18 protein-coding genes are annotated in these 16,853 nt (G+C 46.6%); 1 reads left to right on the forward strand and 17 read right to left on the reverse strand.

The genetic code is table 11. From position 1 onward, the window contains the following. Positions 1-53: 53 nt before the first annotated feature. From cbiB to cbiD, 13 genes are read right to left on the reverse strand one after another with little or no spacing between them, the layout of a single operon-like run. Entirely contained in the window at positions 54-986 is a 933-nt protein-coding gene (cbiB, locus tag ABE547_RS11405; protein ID WP_347378939.1) for an adenosylcobinamide-phosphate synthase CbiB, read from the reverse strand. Next, on the reverse strand, positions 877-1,614 hold the full coding sequence (locus ABE547_RS11410; protein WP_347378899.1) for a histidine phosphatase family protein: 738 nt from the start codon (positions 1,612-1,614) through the stop codon (positions 877-879). Before ABE547_RS11410 ends, cbiB begins: the two co-directional genes overlap by 110 nt. Next, positions 1,611-1,991, reverse strand: coding sequence for a bifunctional adenosylcobinamide kinase/adenosylcobinamide-phosphate guanylyltransferase (locus ABE547_RS11415; protein ID WP_347378900.1), 381 nt, complete (start codon positions 1,989-1,991; stop codon positions 1,611-1,613). Before ABE547_RS11415 ends, ABE547_RS11410 begins: the two co-directional genes overlap by 4 nt. A gap of 54 nt (positions 1,992-2,045) precedes the next feature. Next, positions 2,046-2,843 carry an adenosylcobinamide-GDP ribazoletransferase gene (cobS, locus tag ABE547_RS11420; protein WP_347378901.1) on the reverse strand — a complete coding sequence of 266 codons (798 nt, stop codon included), beginning with the start codon at positions 2,841-2,843 and terminating at the stop codon, positions 2,046-2,048. Further along, entirely contained in the window at positions 2,840-3,376 is a 537-nt protein-coding gene (locus ABE547_RS11425) for a bifunctional adenosylcobinamide kinase/adenosylcobinamide-phosphate guanylyltransferase (protein WP_347378902.1), read from the reverse strand. Before ABE547_RS11425 ends, cobS begins: the two co-directional genes overlap by 4 nt. After that, the gene (cobT, locus tag ABE547_RS11430) at positions 3,376-4,452 is read right to left on the reverse strand and encodes a nicotinate-nucleotide--dimethylbenzimidazole phosphoribosyltransferase (RefSeq protein ID WP_347378903.1); all 1,077 of its coding nucleotides are present in this window, start codon (positions 4,450-4,452) and stop codon (positions 3,376-3,378) included. Before cobT ends, ABE547_RS11425 begins: the two co-directional genes overlap by 1 nt. After that, positions 4,449-5,837, reverse strand: a complete 1,389-nt coding sequence (locus tag ABE547_RS11435; protein ID WP_347378904.1) for a cobyrinate a,c-diamide synthase — start codon at positions 5,835-5,837, stop codon at positions 4,449-4,451. Before ABE547_RS11435 ends, cobT begins: the two co-directional genes overlap by 4 nt. Further along, positions 5,834-7,828: a precorrin-6A reductase gene (cobK, locus tag ABE547_RS11440; RefSeq protein WP_347378905.1), complete on the reverse strand. Its 1,995-nt coding sequence runs from the start codon at positions 7,826-7,828 to the stop codon at positions 5,834-5,836. The genes ABE547_RS11435 and cobK overlap by 4 nt, the downstream gene beginning before the upstream one ends. After that, positions 7,825-8,553: a precorrin-3B C(17)-methyltransferase gene (cobJ, locus tag ABE547_RS11445; protein WP_347378906.1), complete on the reverse strand. Its 729-nt coding sequence runs from the start codon at positions 8,551-8,553 to the stop codon at positions 7,825-7,827. The genes cobK and cobJ overlap by 4 nt, the downstream gene beginning before the upstream one ends. After that, positions 8,546-9,580 (reverse strand): cobalt-precorrin 5A hydrolase, encoded by a 1,035-nt coding sequence (locus ABE547_RS11450; protein ID WP_347378907.1) that lies wholly within the window; start codon positions 9,578-9,580, stop codon positions 8,546-8,548. The genes cobJ and ABE547_RS11450 overlap by 8 nt, the downstream gene beginning before the upstream one ends. After that, positions 9,577-10,332 carry a precorrin-4 C(11)-methyltransferase gene (cobM, locus tag ABE547_RS11455; protein ID WP_347378908.1) on the reverse strand — a complete coding sequence of 252 codons (756 nt, stop codon included), beginning with the start codon at positions 10,330-10,332 and terminating at the stop codon, positions 9,577-9,579. The genes ABE547_RS11450 and cobM overlap by 4 nt, the downstream gene beginning before the upstream one ends. Then, a complete protein-coding gene (gene cobI, locus ABE547_RS11460; protein ID WP_347378909.1) occupies positions 10,329-11,024 on the reverse strand; it encodes a precorrin-2 C(20)-methyltransferase in 696 nt (231 codons plus the stop codon). Before cobI ends, cobM begins: the two co-directional genes overlap by 4 nt. A gap of 4 nt (positions 11,025-11,028) precedes the next feature. Then, the gene (cbiD, locus tag ABE547_RS11465; RefSeq protein ID WP_347378910.1) at positions 11,029-12,171 is read right to left on the reverse strand and encodes a cobalt-precorrin-5B (C(1))-methyltransferase CbiD; all 1,143 of its coding nucleotides are present in this window, start codon (positions 12,169-12,171) and stop codon (positions 11,029-11,031) included. Positions 12,172-12,435: 264 nt separating this feature from the next. Here cbiD and ABE547_RS11470 point away from each other — a divergent pair, with 264 nt between their 5' ends. Beyond that, on the forward strand, positions 12,436-13,509 hold the full coding sequence (locus ABE547_RS11470) for a Xaa-Pro peptidase family protein (protein ID WP_347378911.1): 1,074 nt from the start codon (positions 12,436-12,438) through the stop codon (positions 13,507-13,509). A 71-nt stretch (positions 13,510-13,580) separates the two neighbouring features. Here ABE547_RS11470 and ABE547_RS11475 read toward each other — a convergent pair whose 3' ends face one another. From ABE547_RS11475 to sppA, 4 genes are read right to left on the reverse strand one after another with little or no spacing between them, the layout of a single operon-like run. After that, positions 13,581-14,054: a superoxide dismutase family protein gene (locus ABE547_RS11475; protein ID WP_347378912.1), complete on the reverse strand. Its 474-nt coding sequence runs from the start codon at positions 14,052-14,054 to the stop codon at positions 13,581-13,583. A 59-nt stretch (positions 14,055-14,113) separates the two neighbouring features. Beyond that, complete coding sequence (gene queA, locus ABE547_RS11480) at positions 14,114-15,139, reverse strand: tRNA preQ1(34) S-adenosylmethionine ribosyltransferase-isomerase QueA (RefSeq protein ID WP_347378913.1); 1,026 nt, start codon at positions 15,137-15,139, stop codon at positions 14,114-14,116. 2 nt (positions 15,140-15,141) lie between these two features. Continuing rightward, entirely contained in the window at positions 15,142-15,879 is a 738-nt protein-coding gene (locus ABE547_RS11485) for an RDD family protein (protein WP_347378914.1), read from the reverse strand. After that, a complete protein-coding gene (sppA, locus tag ABE547_RS11490; RefSeq protein ID WP_347378915.1) occupies positions 15,860-16,837 on the reverse strand; it encodes a signal peptide peptidase SppA in 978 nt (325 codons plus the stop codon). The genes ABE547_RS11485 and sppA overlap by 20 nt, the downstream gene beginning before the upstream one ends. Positions 16,838-16,853 lie beyond the last annotated feature (16 nt).

Below are 16,853 nucleotides of genomic sequence, written 5' to 3' on the forward strand. Positions count from 1 at the left end.
ATCTGAATGTTTTCTCATCTATTCATCTATCTTACTTATATTTCAGATAATAGTCAATATACTGCCAGCAGGCAGACACTCTTGATTCCCACAAATAAAACCAATGCCAGAACCGCTGTTCCAAAAAGAAGCACATGCGACTTCCTGATATCCCGGATCTCAATTCTGCGGATCGGATCTCCGATCGTCGGTTTCTCATACAGTTCTCCAAAATACCATGCATTTCCCGCAAGCTCCACATCCAGTGCACCCGCCATCACTGCTTCCGTCTGGGCAGCGTTCGGGCTTTTATGATTATGACGGTCCCTGCGCCAGATACGGATTGCATTTTTCCAGTCCATATGCACACATGCTGCCGCCAGGATCATCAGCATCGCTGACACCCTGGCAGGGATATAATTCACAATATCGTCCAGTCTGGCCGCTGCTGTTCCAAAGTAACGATATCTGTCATTCTTATATCCGATCATGGAATCCATGGTATTTACCGCCTTATAGGCCAATCCCAGTACCGCTCCTCCGATTGCAAGATAGAACAGTGGCGCGATCACTCCGTCAGAGGTGTTCTCTGCTACCGTTTCTACAGCAGCCTTTGTTACTCCTTCTTCTGTCAGATTCCGGGTATCTCTTCCAACGATCATAGACACTGCTTTTCTCGCTTCATCGATTCCCTTTTCTTTCAGTGCCAGATAGACTTTATCACTCTCATCTCTCAGAGATCTTGTTGCAAGAATCTGATAACACATAAAACTCTCTATCACAAGCCCCAGCTGCCAGGCATATGCATATGCAATGCAGAGGATCAGCGCCGGCACCGCCGTACTGACAGAAAGAACGATCAGAGCCAGAACTCCTCCTGCAATCCGTTCTCCGGTCTTATTCTTCGGGAAACAGCTTCTGATAATTTTTTCCGTACCGGTAATCAGATGTCCGATCATCCTCACCGGATGATACAGCCATCTGGGATCCCCCAGAATCAGATCCAGAACAAATCCTGCTGCCACTGCAATTGTCATCCATATCACTCTCTGTAATCCCAAGCTCATATCCTTCTCCGTTTCCCACCTGATAATCATAATAACTGCCCGCAGGACACCCATCCTCCAGGCGTGCATACCTCTCCATGATACTCATGATCGTGCCGCCATGCACCACCAGTGCCGCATGCAGAATGTCTCTTTCCCTGCACAGCTTAAGCACCTGCCGAAAGCCTTCCAGCGTCCGACGCACATACTCTTCCCTGCTCTCTCCCTCCGGAAATGGTAACGTCCCGCCACTGTCGATCCATTCCTGATATGCCGGACAGTCGGACAGTTCCTGATAATTTCGATTCTCAAAAATTCCGAAATCACACTCTCTAAGCTTCTCTACTACCGTGTACTTCATTCCCGGATAGAGGATTTCCGCAGTCTGGACACATCGCTTCATCGGACTTACAAACACTGCCTGAACATCAGGATATCCACATAAGGTATCTTTCAGTCCTGACCTTCTTCGCATATTCTTCCAAAGCAGCTCCACCCCTTCCGGACACAGTGCTTCATCCGTCCGGCCGATATAGCGTTTCTTTTTGTTTCCCTCCGTCATCGAATGGCGGATCAGGCAGATCCTCATACGCCCTTTATTTCCTTTCCGATCCCGCAGATCACACGATCCACACGTTTTGCATATGCTGCAAGCTCTGTACATATTCTTCCCGTCATCTCACGATACTCTCTTTCAAACGGATCCGCCGGAACAATTCCATATCCGATCTCATCCGTTACAATGACCACATCCGGATTCTGTGTCATCAACATCTCTGCCAGATGACTGACATCTTCTCCTCTACGCATCTTTCGTTCGATCCATTTATGAAAATGATGGATTCCTTCACATTGTACCGCCTGTGCATCTGTACATTCCCGACCATCCGCCCATGAGATCTCCGGATACAATTCCTTTGCATATGCAAGCTTTCCCTGATATGCTCCGCCGATGATCATAATCATATCTTTTTTCCTCCCTGCTCCACGTACACCGTATTCCTTTACGCATCTTCCATTCTAGCCTGCAAGACTTTTCAGCAGAATATCTCCTCCAACTGCTGCTATCGCCATCACAAGTTCACACATCTGAAGAAAATATCCTGCCAGATCTCCCGTAATTCCTCCAAACTTTTCCATCGCCATCCGATAATAATATAAAAACATAAGGCCTGCTGACAGAAGACACAGGATTCCCGGTATTTTTCCAACAATCATCATTACAATTCCCAGCATCACAAGCCAGATACAAAGCACGATCCTTGTCGTCTTTTTTGCGGCATTCTGGGAAAATGTAGCTGCCATTCCCTGCTTTCTCGCCTGTGGAAATGTCACAACCGACAGACCACTGAGTATTCGCGACAGCATGAACCCGAGTGCGATCACCAGCATGCTTTCCTCAGAAAGTGAAGAATATACACCCGTATAAAGCAGAAGATATACAGCACAGGATATAATGGCAAACGCGCCGGCATGGGAATCCTTTAATATTTCCAGTCTTCGTTCTCTGGACTGATAAGAACTCAGCGCATCCTGCGTATCCAGGAATCCATCCATATGGATTCCACCGGTAATCAATATCGGAATCAGTACCAGAAGAACCGTCCAGAACAGATCATTGACCGGAATTTTTCCCGCCTGTGTCCAGACGGCAATTCGGAATACCCCATAGCTTACCACTCCTATCGTAGCTCCTATACAGGGAAAAAAACACATAGCATACGACATATTTTCTTCTGTCCATTCACTCTTTGGCATCGGAATTCTACTGTACATTGAAAATGCAATTTTAAAGCTGTTCCACAATCTTTTTCTCATTCTTTTATCACCACCGGAATTCCATATACGATCTCTGTCACCCGATCTGCAAGCTTTCCAAGCCGTTGATTGATCCTGCCGATCAATTCTCGGTACTGCTCCGTTTCCCGACTGTATGCGTTGATGTCCGAATTGACTTCATTGGTTACAATTGCCAGACAGGGGGTCTGTCTTTGCAGGCAATGGATTCCCTGCAGGATTCTGTCACAGACTTCCTCCGCGTCATTCTGAGATCCGTCTGCACGATACAGTTCATTTGCCGCCAGATTAGACATACACTCAAGTAATATTCCCTGATTATCCGGTACGAAAAGTCCGGACAGATCTGTATATCGCTCAATTGTCAGAAATCCCTTTCCGGCTCTGAGCTTCTGGTGCCTTTCTATCTTTTTTGCGGCGTCCTCGCCAAACGGCATCATCGTTGCAATATAGACACAGGGAACACTCTGCGGTCTCCTGCGCTTATGTATCAGCCAGTCTTCTGCATAGGATGATTTTCCGCTTCCACTTCCGCCTGTAATCAGATGTATCATTATCTGTCTCCCAGCTCCTCATAATCTTCCACATGGATCTCTGAAAATGTACTCATCTTCTGATATACTTCAACAGCCATATCCAGAACCGGCAGATAAGCGACAGCTCCCGTTCCCTCGCCCAGGCACATGTCACAGGTGAGTGCTGCTTCCATATTCAGTGCTTCGAGGATCATATGCATGCCAGGTTCCTTTGATACATGCGATGCAATCATATATTCTCTGGATAGCGGACAGATCCGATCAGCAATCAGTGCCGCTGCCGCAGAGATAAAACCGTCGATCACAACCGGAAGCCGATAATAAGCACCTCCGAGGAATACACCTGCAAGTCCGGCCAGATCAAATCCTCCGACCTTCGCAAGAACATCGATCGCATCCGACGCATCCGGCTGATTGATCCTGATTGCTCTTTGAATTGCATCTATCTTTCGTCTCAATCCCTCACTGGTAAGTCCTGCTCCCCGTCCGGTCATCACTTCGACCGGATGACCCAGAAGCACCGAAGTCACCGCACTGCTGGTCGTTGTATTGCCGATTCCCATCTCTCCGGTTGCCAGAATCTGATAACCTTCTTCTTTCCTTTTTCGAACTTCCCCGATTCCGACAAGGATGGCACGAACTGCTTCTTCCCTGGTCATGGCAGGCTCTTTTGTCATATTTTTTGTTCCGTAAGCAATCTTCTGATTCAAAACTTTTGTATCCGTAACCATCCCAATATCAACCGGGAAAAGATCAACACCTGCTTTTCGACACATCAATGCTGCACTGGTCTGGCAGGTCAGAAAATTTTCCGCAACAATTGCCGTTACTTCCTGTCCGGTCTGCGTCACACCTTCTTCTACCACCCCATTGTCTGCACACATCACGATCAGTGCTTTTTTCTCCAGGCTGACTTCCGGATTTTTTGTCATACCCGCAATCCGGATAATATGTTCTTCCAGCTTTCCCAGACTGTGCAGTGGCTTTGCGATGGAATTCCATTTTTTCTGTGCAGTCTGTATGGATGTTTCATCAACAGGCTGTATTGCTTTGATGATTTGATTCAAGTTCTTTTCTTCTGTACTTATTTTCATCTTTTCTTTCCTCTGTCATTCTTCCATTTTTCACACGCATCCAGATATGCCTGAAGAACCCGTTGATTTCCATAATAATGAATATGCGGATATCCCGCAAGCAGAGTATCTGTACTGATCATACACCTCCAGGATCGCTTAGACAACGGCTTATCTGCCTGAAATGCTTCTCCGCACACTTCAGAATCATAGTAATGAAACTCATGCGCAGGAATCGCACCGATCTCCTTTCCAAAAACCGTTCCACCTTTTAAAGTGATGTATCCAAACCGTTTCAGTGAATCGGTATGGTAGCTTTTCCCCGGAAGCACACCCACCATAGGAAAATACTCTCCCCCGGCATTCTGGATTGCTTCCTGCAGATACATATACCCACCACACTCTGCAATGCATGGCATTCCTTCTTTCACTGCATCTCTGACTGCAGCACGCATGGTTTCGTTCCTGTTCAATTCCTCTGCGTATAATTCCGGATACCCTCCATATAACAGAAGACCGTCCAGATCCTCCGGGAGTGCTCTATCCCGGATCGGCGAAAACGGAACCAGATTCGCTCCACTTTCCTTTATCAGTTCCAGATTATCCTGATAAAAAAAACAAAATGCTTCATCCATTGCGATGCCGATTCGAAGATCCCGGTAACGGGAAGCGAGTCTGTCCATCTCGTCCTTTTTCTCAGAACCCGCCTCCAATTCAGAAGCCCCGCGTGCAAGCATAAGGAGCGCATCCAGATCCAGTGTTTCTTCCAGTGTTTCAGACAGCTGCTCCAGACGATTCTTAAGATCTTTCACTTCATGCGGAAGCATAAGCCCCAGATAACGACTGTCCAGTGCACCTTCCTTTATAACCGGAACATATCCGTATACCCGGATCCCGGTCTGCGACTCTATCATCTGTTTCATCCTGTCATACATACCGGGAGACAGTCGATTCAATATCACACCTTTAATATGACTGTTATCGCGATAACCAAGAAAGCCCTGAATATACGGCACCACAGAGACACTCATACCTTTACAGTCCATCACCAGAACTGCAGGGGTATCCGTAATATCTGCAATATCATAAGCACTCCCCTGTACAGAGATTCCTGCCAGTCCGTCATAATATCCCATGACACCTTCTATCACTGCCAGTTCTGTATCTTTTCCATATTTTACAAGCAGCTCTTTTACACCACTTTTCCCACACAGAAAGGAATCCAGATTATAACTGCTTACACCGATCGCCTCCCTGTGAAACATGGGATCAATATAATCCGGTCCACATTTGAACGAAGACACACGAAGTCCCCTGTTTTTTAACGCCTGAAGAATCCCGCAGGTAATCATCGTCTTTCCGGTCCCGCTTCCCGGCGCAGTGATAAGCATTCTCGGCAGTTTCATATCTCTTCCTCTTTTCCCTCCAGACAGAAGCTGATGATAAAGATCGGATTCTGTCCTGTCATCATATGATAGTTTCCTATCTTTCTGGATTTACTTACAGATACCTGCACAATCTCTTCTTCTGCCACGGTTCTGTCTTTGATCCAGTCCAGTACTTCACTCAGTGTTTCCAGCGAGATGGCATTGATCACAATACGAGCCTTCGGGTTCTTAGATTCTATGATCTTAAGAATCTCCCTCAGATGGCCACTGCTTCCACCTATGAATACACGATCCGGCACGGGCAGCTCAAGGAGCGCATCCGGTGCCTCTCCTGCAATCGCCGTCAGGTTGTCGACATGCATTTTTTTCTGATTCCTCTGAATCACTTCAATGGCTTCCTGCTTTCGTTCCACTGCATATACATGCCCCTTTTCTGCCTGTATCGCTGCCTCCACAGACACCGAACCTGTCCCCGCTCCGATATCATAGATTACAGAATCCGACCGGATCCGAAGCTTTGACAGGGAGATGGTTCTCACTTCTTCCTTTGTCATCGGTACTTCTCCACGGATAAATTCCGCATCCGGAATTCCCGGAACAACAGGCTGTTTACCGCCGTTCGGATTCTCAATATACAAGACTGCCAGACTCCCTGCCGGATCCTCCAGAAGCGTACGTGCGGTTCCCGTCTGAATCCGTTCTGTCGGATACGATAATTCTGTTCCAATACATACTCCAAGATCTCCATACCCGTATACAATCATCTGCTCCAGAATCTCATGGATCTCTTTTTTCCCGCTCACCAGAGCAAATACCTTTTGATGCTCCCGGATATCCGAGATCAGATTCGCTTTTCTTCCGTGAGAACTGGTCAAAAATGCATCCTCCCAGGATACCCCAAGCTTTGCTGCCAGATAAGAGACGGAAGAGATCCCCGGTAACACCGTTACTTCTATCTCCGGCTCTTCTTTCAGCATCGCCGTCAGTTTTTTTGCACCACTGTAGAACCCGCAGTCTCCTGACAGCAGCACTGCGATCTGTTCATATTCCGGATGCATTTTTATGTATTCCAGTATTTTCTCCGGAAGATATTCTTCATAGACCGGCCGTCCATACCCGGCCGCAGATCGGAGCATTCTGCCCGCTCCGATCAGAAGATCAGCTTTTTTTATCGCTTCCCCGGCCTCACCGGTCATCACCTGTACTGCACCGGTGCCGATTCCAATAATGGCAACTTTTTTGTTATCATTTAAATCTAATTCTTTCTTAAACAACCGACATATTTCTCCGAACTCATATCCCTTTTCTTTTTCAGGACGTCCGATCACCACAAGACTCACACCGGCTTCTTCTGCAGCCTCACACTTTTGAAGGAACCCTCCGGCTGCACCGGATTCTTTGGTCACCATATATGCAATCTCATATTCCCGAAGCATTGCAAGATTCATTTCTGTAGAAAACGGTCCCTGCATACAGATCAGATGCCTGCCTGCAACCCCCAGCTCCTCGCACTTTTCCACTACCTGCTTCAAAGACAATACTCTTGCATAGATGCGCTCCTTGTAATCTGTAAGCTTTGTAAATGCTTCCAGTTCCTTACTCCCGGTGGTCACCAGAATATTTCCTTCGGTATGTTCCAGATATCTTACCGCTGCATTCACATCCTCCACACAGATCTCACCGCTTGTCTCTTCTTCCTCACGTACCAGTCTCAGATATGGTATCTGCAATTCTTCACATGCCGCTTTCAGATTCGCAGTTACTTCTTTCGCATAAGGATGTGTGGCATCTACCACATATGTCGGTTTGTAATCAGAGATAAACTCCTTCATCCGTATGCGGTCCATACGTTCATGAGATACTGTAATATCACCTTCCTTGGGAAGCAGACTTGCTCCATAGGAAGTAGCAACGCAGACATGTACCGATACACCCTTTCTTACCAGATAAGATGCCAGTTTTCTTCCTTCTGTTGTACCTGCATAGATTAGAATCCTGTCTTTTTTCATATATGATATCCTCTTGGCGTCACCATATGACCCCGTACGATTTTCGTCTGACGATTTCCGATAAATACAGTTGAAAACATATCAACTTCTGTATCTTTCAATTCTCCCAGGGTCAGAAGCTTAAGCGCTTCCCCTTCTCTTGCAATCTGTCGTACAATTCCACATACTGTATCATCCGCTTTATATCTCTGAATCAGCATACACGCTTTTTTCAGATAGTCACTTCGCTTTTTGCTCGACGGATTATACAGACAGATCACGAAATCTGCTTCAGCGGCTGCCAGCAGCCGCTTTTCAATTGCTTCCCACGGAGTCAGAAGATCACTCAGACTGATCAGCGCACAGTCATGTCCGACCGCTGCTCCAAGAACTGCCGAACCACCAATTGCTGCAGTTACCCCCGGAACCACCTCGATCTCTACCTGTGGAAATTCTTCCCCCACTTCATACATCAGGCCTGCCATCCCATAGATTCCGGCATCTCCACTGCATACCATCGCCGTCGTCTTTCCGGCTGCTGCTGCTTCAAATGCCATGTGGCACCTCTGTACTTCCTGTCTCATAGATGTGGTCATGAATTCCTTTCCCGGAAAATGTTCTCTTAACAGATCCACATATACCGTATATCCAACAATCACTTCACACGCTTCCAGAGTCTTCACCGCTCGTACTGTCATCTCTTCATAGGCACCGGGGCCCATTCCTACTACGTATACTTTATTCAAATCTAATCCTCCAATCCTTCTGTGCAAGCGCAACGGTCACACCGTTCCGGGCCAGTTTCTCTGCAATCAGTCTGCCTCCGCCTGAAGCAAGCACCGCACTTCGTTCACATACATTATCCACACCGGTCACGCAGGCGACAAATTCCGACCCCGAATAGATGCCCGGTACACGTCCTAATTCTTCCGCCGAATAGAAACTTCTTTCCAGCCGATACTTATCACAATATTCCAGAAGTCCCTGTTCCCGGGCCTTCAGATCGATACTTGCAACTTTATATATGCTTTCTCTGCATACACCGGCCCGCGAACACGCCAGATCAACGGCTTCTTCAATCTGCGCAGCCGAAACTCCTTTTTTACATCCGATTCCGGCGATCACCGCTCTTGGTATCAGATGCAGAGCCTGCCTCTCCTGTTCTAAGATTCCGATCCGGATATCCGGTTCTGCCCCCGGAGTATCTTCATATCGAACCACATCTTCCGGAAGCACTCCTTCCACTCTCCGTGTCCAGTCGTCTGCCGCAATCGTAATCTTCCGGCCTTCCAGAACTGCTGCAGATATCTGTCTGGCCCGTTCCATCTCACGGATCACAAGTCCATTCTTTCTTGCAAATACATCAACTGCCCATCTTCCCTGAAGATCCGTTGCAGTTGTTACAACCGGTCGTGCCTGAATACCGGCACAGATTGACATTGCAAGCTCATTGGCCCCGCCCAGGTGTCCGGACAGAACCGGGATTCCATAAGTTCCTTTTTCATCAAATACCAGGACGGCAGGATCCGTTTTTTTCGATCTGACATACGGTGCAATTGCACGAACCGCAATCTGGACCGCACCGACGAAGACCAGTGCATCCTGACTCTGAAACATCTTCCCGGTCCATTCACTCAGGCTTTCCCCGATAGAAGATGACACACTGGAACATTTTACTGCATTTATAACCTCATGATCTGCTTTCAGTAATTCTGTGATATGATCTGCCAGATATTTCCCATTCCGTGTAAAACTTATGACTGCAATCTTCATTTTGCCTCCCTGAATTCTGTCGCAAATGACGGATCATACAATTTGGACCTTTCGTAGGAATGATGCGTTACAACATCTCCCACGATGATCAGAGCCGTTTTCGTAATCTGATGTTCTTTCGCTGTTTCTGCAAGCGTAGATACCGTACAGATATACGTCTCCTCTTCCGGCCAGGTTGCCTTATAGACAATTGCCGCCGGAGTATCCGCTGCATATCCGCCTTCCGTCAGCTGCTCTTCCAGCTTCTCCAGTAATCCGGTACTTAAGAAAAGTACCATCGTTGCACCATGGGCGGCAAATGAAGCAACCGTTTCTTTTTCCGGCACCGGTGTTCGTCCTTCCATTCTGGTAATCACTACACTCTGAGAAACTTCCGGCAATGTATACTCAAGGTTCAGGGCTGCAGCCGCACCGCAAAAAGAACTGACTCCCGGACAGGAATCATAGGGAATCTTCTGTTCTTCCAGCCAGTCCATCTGTTCTCTGATCGCTCCATACAGGCATGGATCTCCCGTATGGAGTCTTACTGTCGTCTTTCCTTCACGCTCTGCCTGTTCCATGACTTCGAGCACTTCTTCCAGAGTCATTTTCGCACTGTTATATATCATACAATCTTGTCTGACACAATCTAATAATCCGGGATTCACCAGTGATCCTGCGTATATTACAATATCCGCCTCTTCTAACAGTTTTTGTCCCCGCACCGTAATCAGATCGACCGCTCCTGGGCCGGCTCCTACAAAATGAATCATTGTTCTCCTCCTCTTTTCTTCACAAACAACAATGTATAATATCCTGCATCTTCCGGTATGTTCTCCGTCCCATGATAGATTCTCTCATTTTCCATACCACAGTTCTCTACCATTACTGATTCAGCATTCTGCTCCCGCAAAAGCTTTTTTACATCCGGAAGTTTTTTCCCTGCTTTCATCAACACCTTCGTTCCCGGGAGTCCGAGTGCTCCTTCCACCTGGTAGGAAGCCGGAATCACATGAATCTGCTCATCTTTTTCTCCAATACTCATGTGAAGCTTTGCAGCAGCTGCACAGAACGACGGAACACCACTTATTATCTCAGCCTCATATTCTCCTTTTCGGATCTCATTGTGCAGATAAAGATAGGTAGAATATACGGTCGGATCTCCCAGTGTTAAGAATGCCGTGTCTTTTCCTTCATCCAGCTGATGCTTCAGACTTAGAACTCCTTCTTCATGGCTTCTTTTCAATACCTTTTCATCTTTCGTCATGGGCATCGGGATTCCGATCAGCAGCTTTTCATCAATTTCCGGACATGCCTGTCTTGCAATCCGGAAAGCAATCGATTCTTCCGGGATCTTTCCCGGAACAGCAATTACATCACATTCTTTAATAATTCTGGCTGCTTTTATCGTCATAAGTTCCGGATCCCCCGGCCCGACACCGACTCCATATAATTTCCCTTTCATATATCTACAGTCCTCTTTCCCTTTTGAAACTCTCTATTAATTCATCTGCCCGGTCTGTTTTCCCAAGGATTCCATATACCCCCGAAAATGTCATTGCCCCGGTCACCAGTTTTCCTTCCGTTCGATAATTCATATACTCTTCAATCTTATTCATAATCTGATTCATGATCAGCACCCTTTCGTCAGGTGTACACTTTCCAAGTGCATCATCTGTCGTTACAGATTCCAGAAGCGCTGCTGCTTTTGTACCTTCTATTCCTGCACGAAGTGCCGCTGCAGCCATCAGTTCCATACGACAGTCTGCCCATCTGGAATGGGTATTCATAATGCCTCCCGCCACTTTGATCAACTTCCCGATATGACCGACAAGAAGAAGTCCTCTGCATTCCATATCCACTGCCATATCCAGAGTCTGTCCGATATAATTGCTGCACTTGACAACATCCTCATCTTTCATTCCATACTGTTCCGACAAAAAGTCCAGCCCATAATTGCCGGGTGCCACGATCAGATAACGGTATCCCCCGGCCATACACACCTTCATTTCTACCCGGATCGTATCAACCAGTGCCTGTTCACTCATGGGCTCTACGATTCCGGTCGTTCCAAGAATCGATAAGCCTCCCTCGATTCCAAGTCTTGGATTAAAGGTTCCCGCCGCAAGACGCTTCCCTTCCGGAATAGATATCTCTACGTGAATTCCCCGTTCATATCCGACTTCCTCACATACTTCCTTTACTTCTTTTATGATCATCTGTCTGGGAACTCGATTAATTGCCGCGGCGCCGACCGGCTGATCCAGCCCCGGTTTTGTAACCCTTCCGATTCCTTCTCCTCCATCCAGCGTAATCTCTGTCCCCTGATTCCGGCTCACCTTGCTGTAGATCAGCACTCCATTGGTAATATCCGGATCATCTCCGCTGTCTTTTTTGACTGCACAGCATACTTCTTCCGGAAGCAGTTTCCCTCCCTCTCCGTTTTCAAACTTAATCTCACAGATATCCAGTATGAGCGTTTCTCCCTGTGGCAGTTCTACCTGCACTTTTTCACATGGTTTTCCGGTCATCAGCATCCACATCGCAGCTTTTGTTGCCGCCTGTGCACAAGTCCCTGTTGTATATCCTCTTGCCAGTGGTTTCTGTGTCATTCCTTTTGCTCCTCGCTCCTGATTTCTGTTGCCGTGTACTCCATATCTCTGCCTACAATTCTATCGGTTTCATTTCCGTCTGTCAAATCATTCTTCTCATCCGTACATGAAGGTCTCCCCTCTCATCCGTTATGCATTTTGTATGTTTTTTCTTGTTTTTTTCTTTCTATATTGACACATATTACCAAATCTGTTATCTTATTTATAGACCATAGTCTATACTTCAGTCTATATATTCATTTTTTCTATAGGAGGATTATCACAATGAATAAGGTCGAAAAGATATTAAGTATCTTAAAAGAACAGAATCTCGACGGATTCTACATCACCAAAAAATCAAACGTCAACTATACAACCGGTTATCCGGACGAACTTGCCTATGCAGTCATCTGTCCACAGGGACAATACGTAATTACAGACAGTCGTTTTACCGAGCTTGCCGAGATCTCATGCCCGGATTATGAAATCATCAACTGGCATTTCTGCGACCGCAGCCTTCCAAAGGCAGTTGCACAGGTCTGCGAGAAAGCAGGAATCAAACGGCTTGGATTTGAAGAATGCTTTACCACATATGACAAATATGCAGAACTGGAACAGCTCCTTTCATCCTGTGGCACGACACTGGTTCCGACACGCAATATTATAGAAGAACTGCGCTATGCCAAATCCGAAGAAGAAGTAGCCAATACACGTATTGCCTGCGAGATTGCAGACAAGGCTCTGGAAGAACTCGTTCCTTATATCCGTCCGGGAGTCAGCGAGCGTGAATTATGTGCACGTCTCGAATTCAGCATGAAGATGCACGGTGCGCATGATCTTGGCTTTGAAACCATCCTGATCTCCGGAGCAAAGACCTCTCTTCTCCATGGAAAACCGGGTGACAAGCTGGTAGAAAAAGGCGACTTTGTACTGGTTGATTTTGGCGCTATGTATAATGGCTACATATCTGATATCACCAGAACTTTTGTTGTGGGCGAGCCGACAGAAAAGCAGAGAGAAATCTACGAATTAGTAAGAAAAGGACAGGAAACAGGTCTCATGAACATGGGTCCGGGCGTCCATGCGACAAAGCCGGATGCAGAAATCCGCAAGATCGTATCCAAGTATGAGGAATACTACTATTCAGGCATGGGACACGGTGTTGGTCTGGATCTTCACGAAGAACCATTCCTCGGCATCAACGGTACCCGCACAATGCTTCCTGGCTGTGTCATCACCATGGAGCCGGGAATCTATATTCCAGGCTGGGGCGGTGTGCGTATCGAAGATACCGTTCTCATTACCGAAAACGGTGCAGAACCTCTGACACACTTCCCAAAAGATCTGATGATCTTATAAATTTCTGCAAAAAACCGATGCTGCTCCAAGACTGTGATCTTCCTTCGGAGCGGCACCGGTTTCTATTTTTCTTACTGTTCTTCTTTCCATTCCTGAATCTCACCACAGGCGATCATCTCGCCCGAATCTCCGGATGGCTGTGTATGAAAATCATCCGGCATCGCATGAATGATAACCGTTTTCCCAATGATATCCTCCGGATAAAATCGGTCCGTATATACCGACATCCATGCAGAGCCATGGCAGCTTAATAAAGGCGGAAGATCTCCTGCATGCTGCGGGTGTCCCGTATCCCGCGGATTATAATGTCCATCAGCATCCGCAAACGGTTCCTGTGCGTTGCCCGTACATGACTTTCCCGCATGGATATGAAGCCCATGAAAGCTCTGACTGTATTCCCCATCTTTGTCTGTAATTCCACAAACCGACACGGTTACAAGCGTTCCTCCATGTGTATCAAAAAACCAGACCTTTCCATTCAGTTTTGGATAGTTCTTATTCCCGGCAATCAAGGCATAAGCTGCCGGCTTTCCCTTATAATCCATCTCTGCATCACACTCCTTGGAGCATTCTATGCAGACTTCACATGTAATATGCGTGTCAATTATTGAATCAGCATGGCATCTCCAAAGGAGAAAAATCTGTATCCTTCCTTTACAGCCTCCTCATAAGCCGCAAGTACATGTTCTCTTCCTGCCAATGCGGAAACCAGCATGATTAATGTTGACTCCGGCAGGTGGAAATTCGTGATCAGGCAGTCCAGGATCTTGAACTGATATCCCGGATAGATAAATATCTCTGTCCAGCCACTGCAGGCTTTCAGATGTCCTGTCTCATCCGCAGCCGATTCTATGGTTCTGCAGCTCGTCGTTCCCACGCAGATGACCCGGTGTCCGGAATCCTTGGCCCGGTTGATCTTTTCTGCCGCTGCTTCATCAATCATATAGAATTCGGAATGCATATGATGATCTGTGATTTCTTCAACCTTTACCGGGCGAAATGTTCCAAGCCCCACATGAAGTGTCACTCTTGCGATATTTACACCCATCTGCTCAATCTGTTCCAGAAGTTCCGGAGTAAAATGCAGTCCGGCTGTCGGGGCCGCCGCAGAGCCTGTATGTTTTGCATACACAGTCTGATAACGGTTTTTATCCTGAAGCTGATGTGTAATATAAGGCGGAAGCGGCATCTGTCCCAGCTGATCCAGAATTTCTTCAAAGATCCCTTCATAAGTAAACTGAACCAGACGGTTTCCTTCTTCCACGACATCGATCACTTCTCCGATCAGAAGTCCCTCGCCAAAGCTGATCTTTGTACCGATCTTAGCTTTCTTTCCAGGTTTTACTAATGTTTCCCAGATATTATTTTCTTTCCTTTTTAATAATAATATTTCTATTTTTGCATTTGTTCCAACCTTCGATCCTATCAATCTCGCCGGAAGTACTTTTGTATCATTGATAACCAGGCAGTCTCCTTCATGCAGATAGTCTACGATTTCTTTAAATACATGATGGGAAACAGCCCCAGACTCCTTGTCTAATACAAGAAGTCTGGAGCTGGAACGATCTTCAAGCGGATCCTGCGCAATTAATTCTTCCGGCAATTCATAATAAAAATCCTGACGTTTCATAATTATGAATTCCTTTCCTGTTGTTCTTCCTTCGGAAATTCCTCTTTGGGAAGTTCCTCTGTCAGTCGATATACGGTAGACGGAATCTGTCCCTCTCCTTTACAAGGTTCACTCACCGGCCATCCAAGTGTCGGTGGTTCCTCCTGTTCCCGCGACGACTGTATCTCTGTCTGTCTCTCCTCCGGTACCAACTGTGTATCTTCCTGTGCTTCTCCCGTCGGATTTTGCGAAGGAGGCACTGCCCCTTCCGCCGGCTGACAGACGGTCTTTACTTTGATTTTCTTCAGGTATACGACCCGTGTATCGCAGAGCATATCGTGAAGTCCTCTTTTTTCCTGATCGATACCGGCCATAATATATCCGATTCCGATGGTCATGCCACATAAGAATCGTCCAATCGTCTCTCTGTATATCACATTCAGAAGACTCAGTCTATCTTCCCCGTCCGCACTGACCACTCTGATATTCAGTGCTCTTTTTCCCAATGTTGTACCGGTATAGTATGTACATAATACGAAATACAATACCTGAAATACGTACAGGAGAATATCCTTCAGTGTATAATGGAACAATATATTTTCACTGAACACGGTTCCTCCTATAATGAGTGATACTATGCCAAGAACGAGTCTTACGATCGCCAGCCCGCCAAATACGATCAGGCTGTCCATTACATATGCTGCCAGCCTCACCCAGAATCCGGCATAGTCTATCTTCTGACTATCGTAACTGTTCTGCATAATACATTGGCACCCCGCTTTCCATACTTGCTGCGGTTTCCTTCAGAATCTGAGCTTCTGACTTCGGAATCAGCTTTTCTGCTTTTGAAAGAAACGAAGCCAGCACACTCTGCGTTGCTTCGAGTTCATAGAATTCGCCGGTTCCCAATTCGTCACGCATCTCACTTACCATATCATCATACAGAGCGATCTCATCAATCAATCCGTTGTCAATTGCCTGATTTGCAGTATAAGTGCGGCCATCTGCGAGAACTTTTACATCCTCCTCAGACATGCTTCTTCCCTCAGCCACGATACCAACGAACTTATTATAGTATTCGTCTACCTGCTCCTGATAGATCGCAATCTGCTCATCTGTCATCTGACTGCTGTCTTTATTGGCGCCGCTGGTAATGCTGACATAACGGATGCCAAGCTTTTCATACAGCCCTGACATATCATATCCTGACATAATGACACCAATCGAGCCGGTGGTCGTATTCGGATTCGCATAGATCTTATCTGCTGCCATTGAGACCATATATCCACCGGAAGCGGCATAATGTGCCATGTAATCCCAGATTGGCCTGCCGGTCTTTTCTTTATACTCTTTGAGCTTCAGATACAGCTCTTCCGATTCGTAGACGGTTCCTCCCGGGGAATCCACATATAAGAGGATTCCCACATTACCGGAGTCATCAATCAGATTGTCGATATAATCCAGTGTAGTCGCATGCTGATACCCTACCGCCTCACCAAATGCATTCGTATCCGCCTGTTCCTGAATCGTTCCTTCTACCCGGACGATTGCAATATAATCATTTACCGGCGGATTGAATTCATAAGACCCGGTGATGATATCGCCTACACTTTCTTCAAACAGCTGTCTGGAAAATGCATTCGTAAGAACACTTGCCACACTCGTTATGATAAACAGTACCACTGCTATTACCAGTCCAACGATCTGTTTTTTCTTCATATTGTAACTCCTTTTC

This window comes from Dorea sp. YH-dor226, assembly GCF_039832105.1.
Classification (GTDB): Bacteria; Bacillota; Clostridia; order Lachnospirales; family Lachnospiraceae; genus Dorea_A.

What these genes read in the sequence shown, in the direction of transcription:
- ABE547_RS11410 (WP_347378899.1), bottom strand. Translation starts at nt 1,614, where the DNA reads ATGAGGATCTGCCTGATCCGCCATTCGATGACGGAGGGAAACAAAAAG.
- ABE547_RS11415 (WP_347378900.1), bottom strand. Translation starts at nt 1,991, where the DNA reads ATGATTATGATCATCGGCGGAGCATATCAGGGAAAGCTTGCATATGCA.
- cobS (WP_347378901.1), bottom strand. Translation starts at nt 2,843, where the DNA reads ATGAGAAAAAGATTGTGGAACAGCTTTAAAATTGCATTTTCAATGTAC.
- ABE547_RS11425 (WP_347378902.1), bottom strand. Translation starts at nt 3,376, where the DNA reads ATGATACATCTGATTACAGGCGGAAGTGGAAGCGGAAAATCATCCTAT.
- cobT (WP_347378903.1), bottom strand. Translation starts at nt 4,452, where the DNA reads ATGAAAATAAGTACAGAAGAAAAGAACTTGAATCAAATCATCAAAGCA.
- ABE547_RS11435 (WP_347378904.1), bottom strand. Translation starts at nt 5,837, where the DNA reads ATGAAACTGCCGAGAATGCTTATCACTGCGCCGGGAAGCGGGACCGGA.
- cobK (WP_347378905.1), bottom strand. Translation starts at nt 7,828, where the DNA reads ATGAAAAAAGACAGGATTCTAATCTATGCAGGTACAACAGAAGGAAGA.
- ABE547_RS11450 (WP_347378907.1), bottom strand. Translation starts at nt 9,580, where the DNA reads ATGAAGATTGCAGTCATAAGTTTTACACGGAATGGGAAATATCTGGCA.
- cobM (WP_347378908.1), bottom strand. Translation starts at nt 10,332, where the DNA reads ATGATTCATTTTGTAGGAGCCGGCCCAGGAGCGGTCGATCTGATTACG.
- cobI (WP_347378909.1), bottom strand. Translation starts at nt 11,024, where the DNA reads ATGAAAGGGAAATTATATGGAGTCGGTGTCGGGCCGGGGGATCCGGAA.
- cbiD (WP_347378910.1), bottom strand. Translation starts at nt 12,171, where the DNA reads ATGACACAGAAACCACTGGCAAGAGGATATACAACAGGGACTTGTGCA.
- ABE547_RS11470 (WP_347378911.1), top strand. Translation starts at nt 12,436, where the DNA reads ATGAATAAGGTCGAAAAGATATTAAGTATCTTAAAAGAACAGAATCTC.
- ABE547_RS11475 (WP_347378912.1), bottom strand. Translation starts at nt 14,054, where the DNA reads ATGGATTATAAGGGAAAGCCGGCAGCTTATGCCTTGATTGCCGGGAAT.
- queA (WP_347378913.1), bottom strand. Translation starts at nt 15,139, where the DNA reads ATGAAACGTCAGGATTTTTATTATGAATTGCCGGAAGAATTAATTGCG.
- ABE547_RS11485 (WP_347378914.1), bottom strand. Translation starts at nt 15,879, where the DNA reads ATGCAGAACAGTTACGATAGTCAGAAGATAGACTATGCCGGATTCTGG.
- sppA (WP_347378915.1), bottom strand. Translation starts at nt 16,837, where the DNA reads ATGAAGAAAAAACAGATCGTTGGACTGGTAATAGCAGTGGTACTGTTT.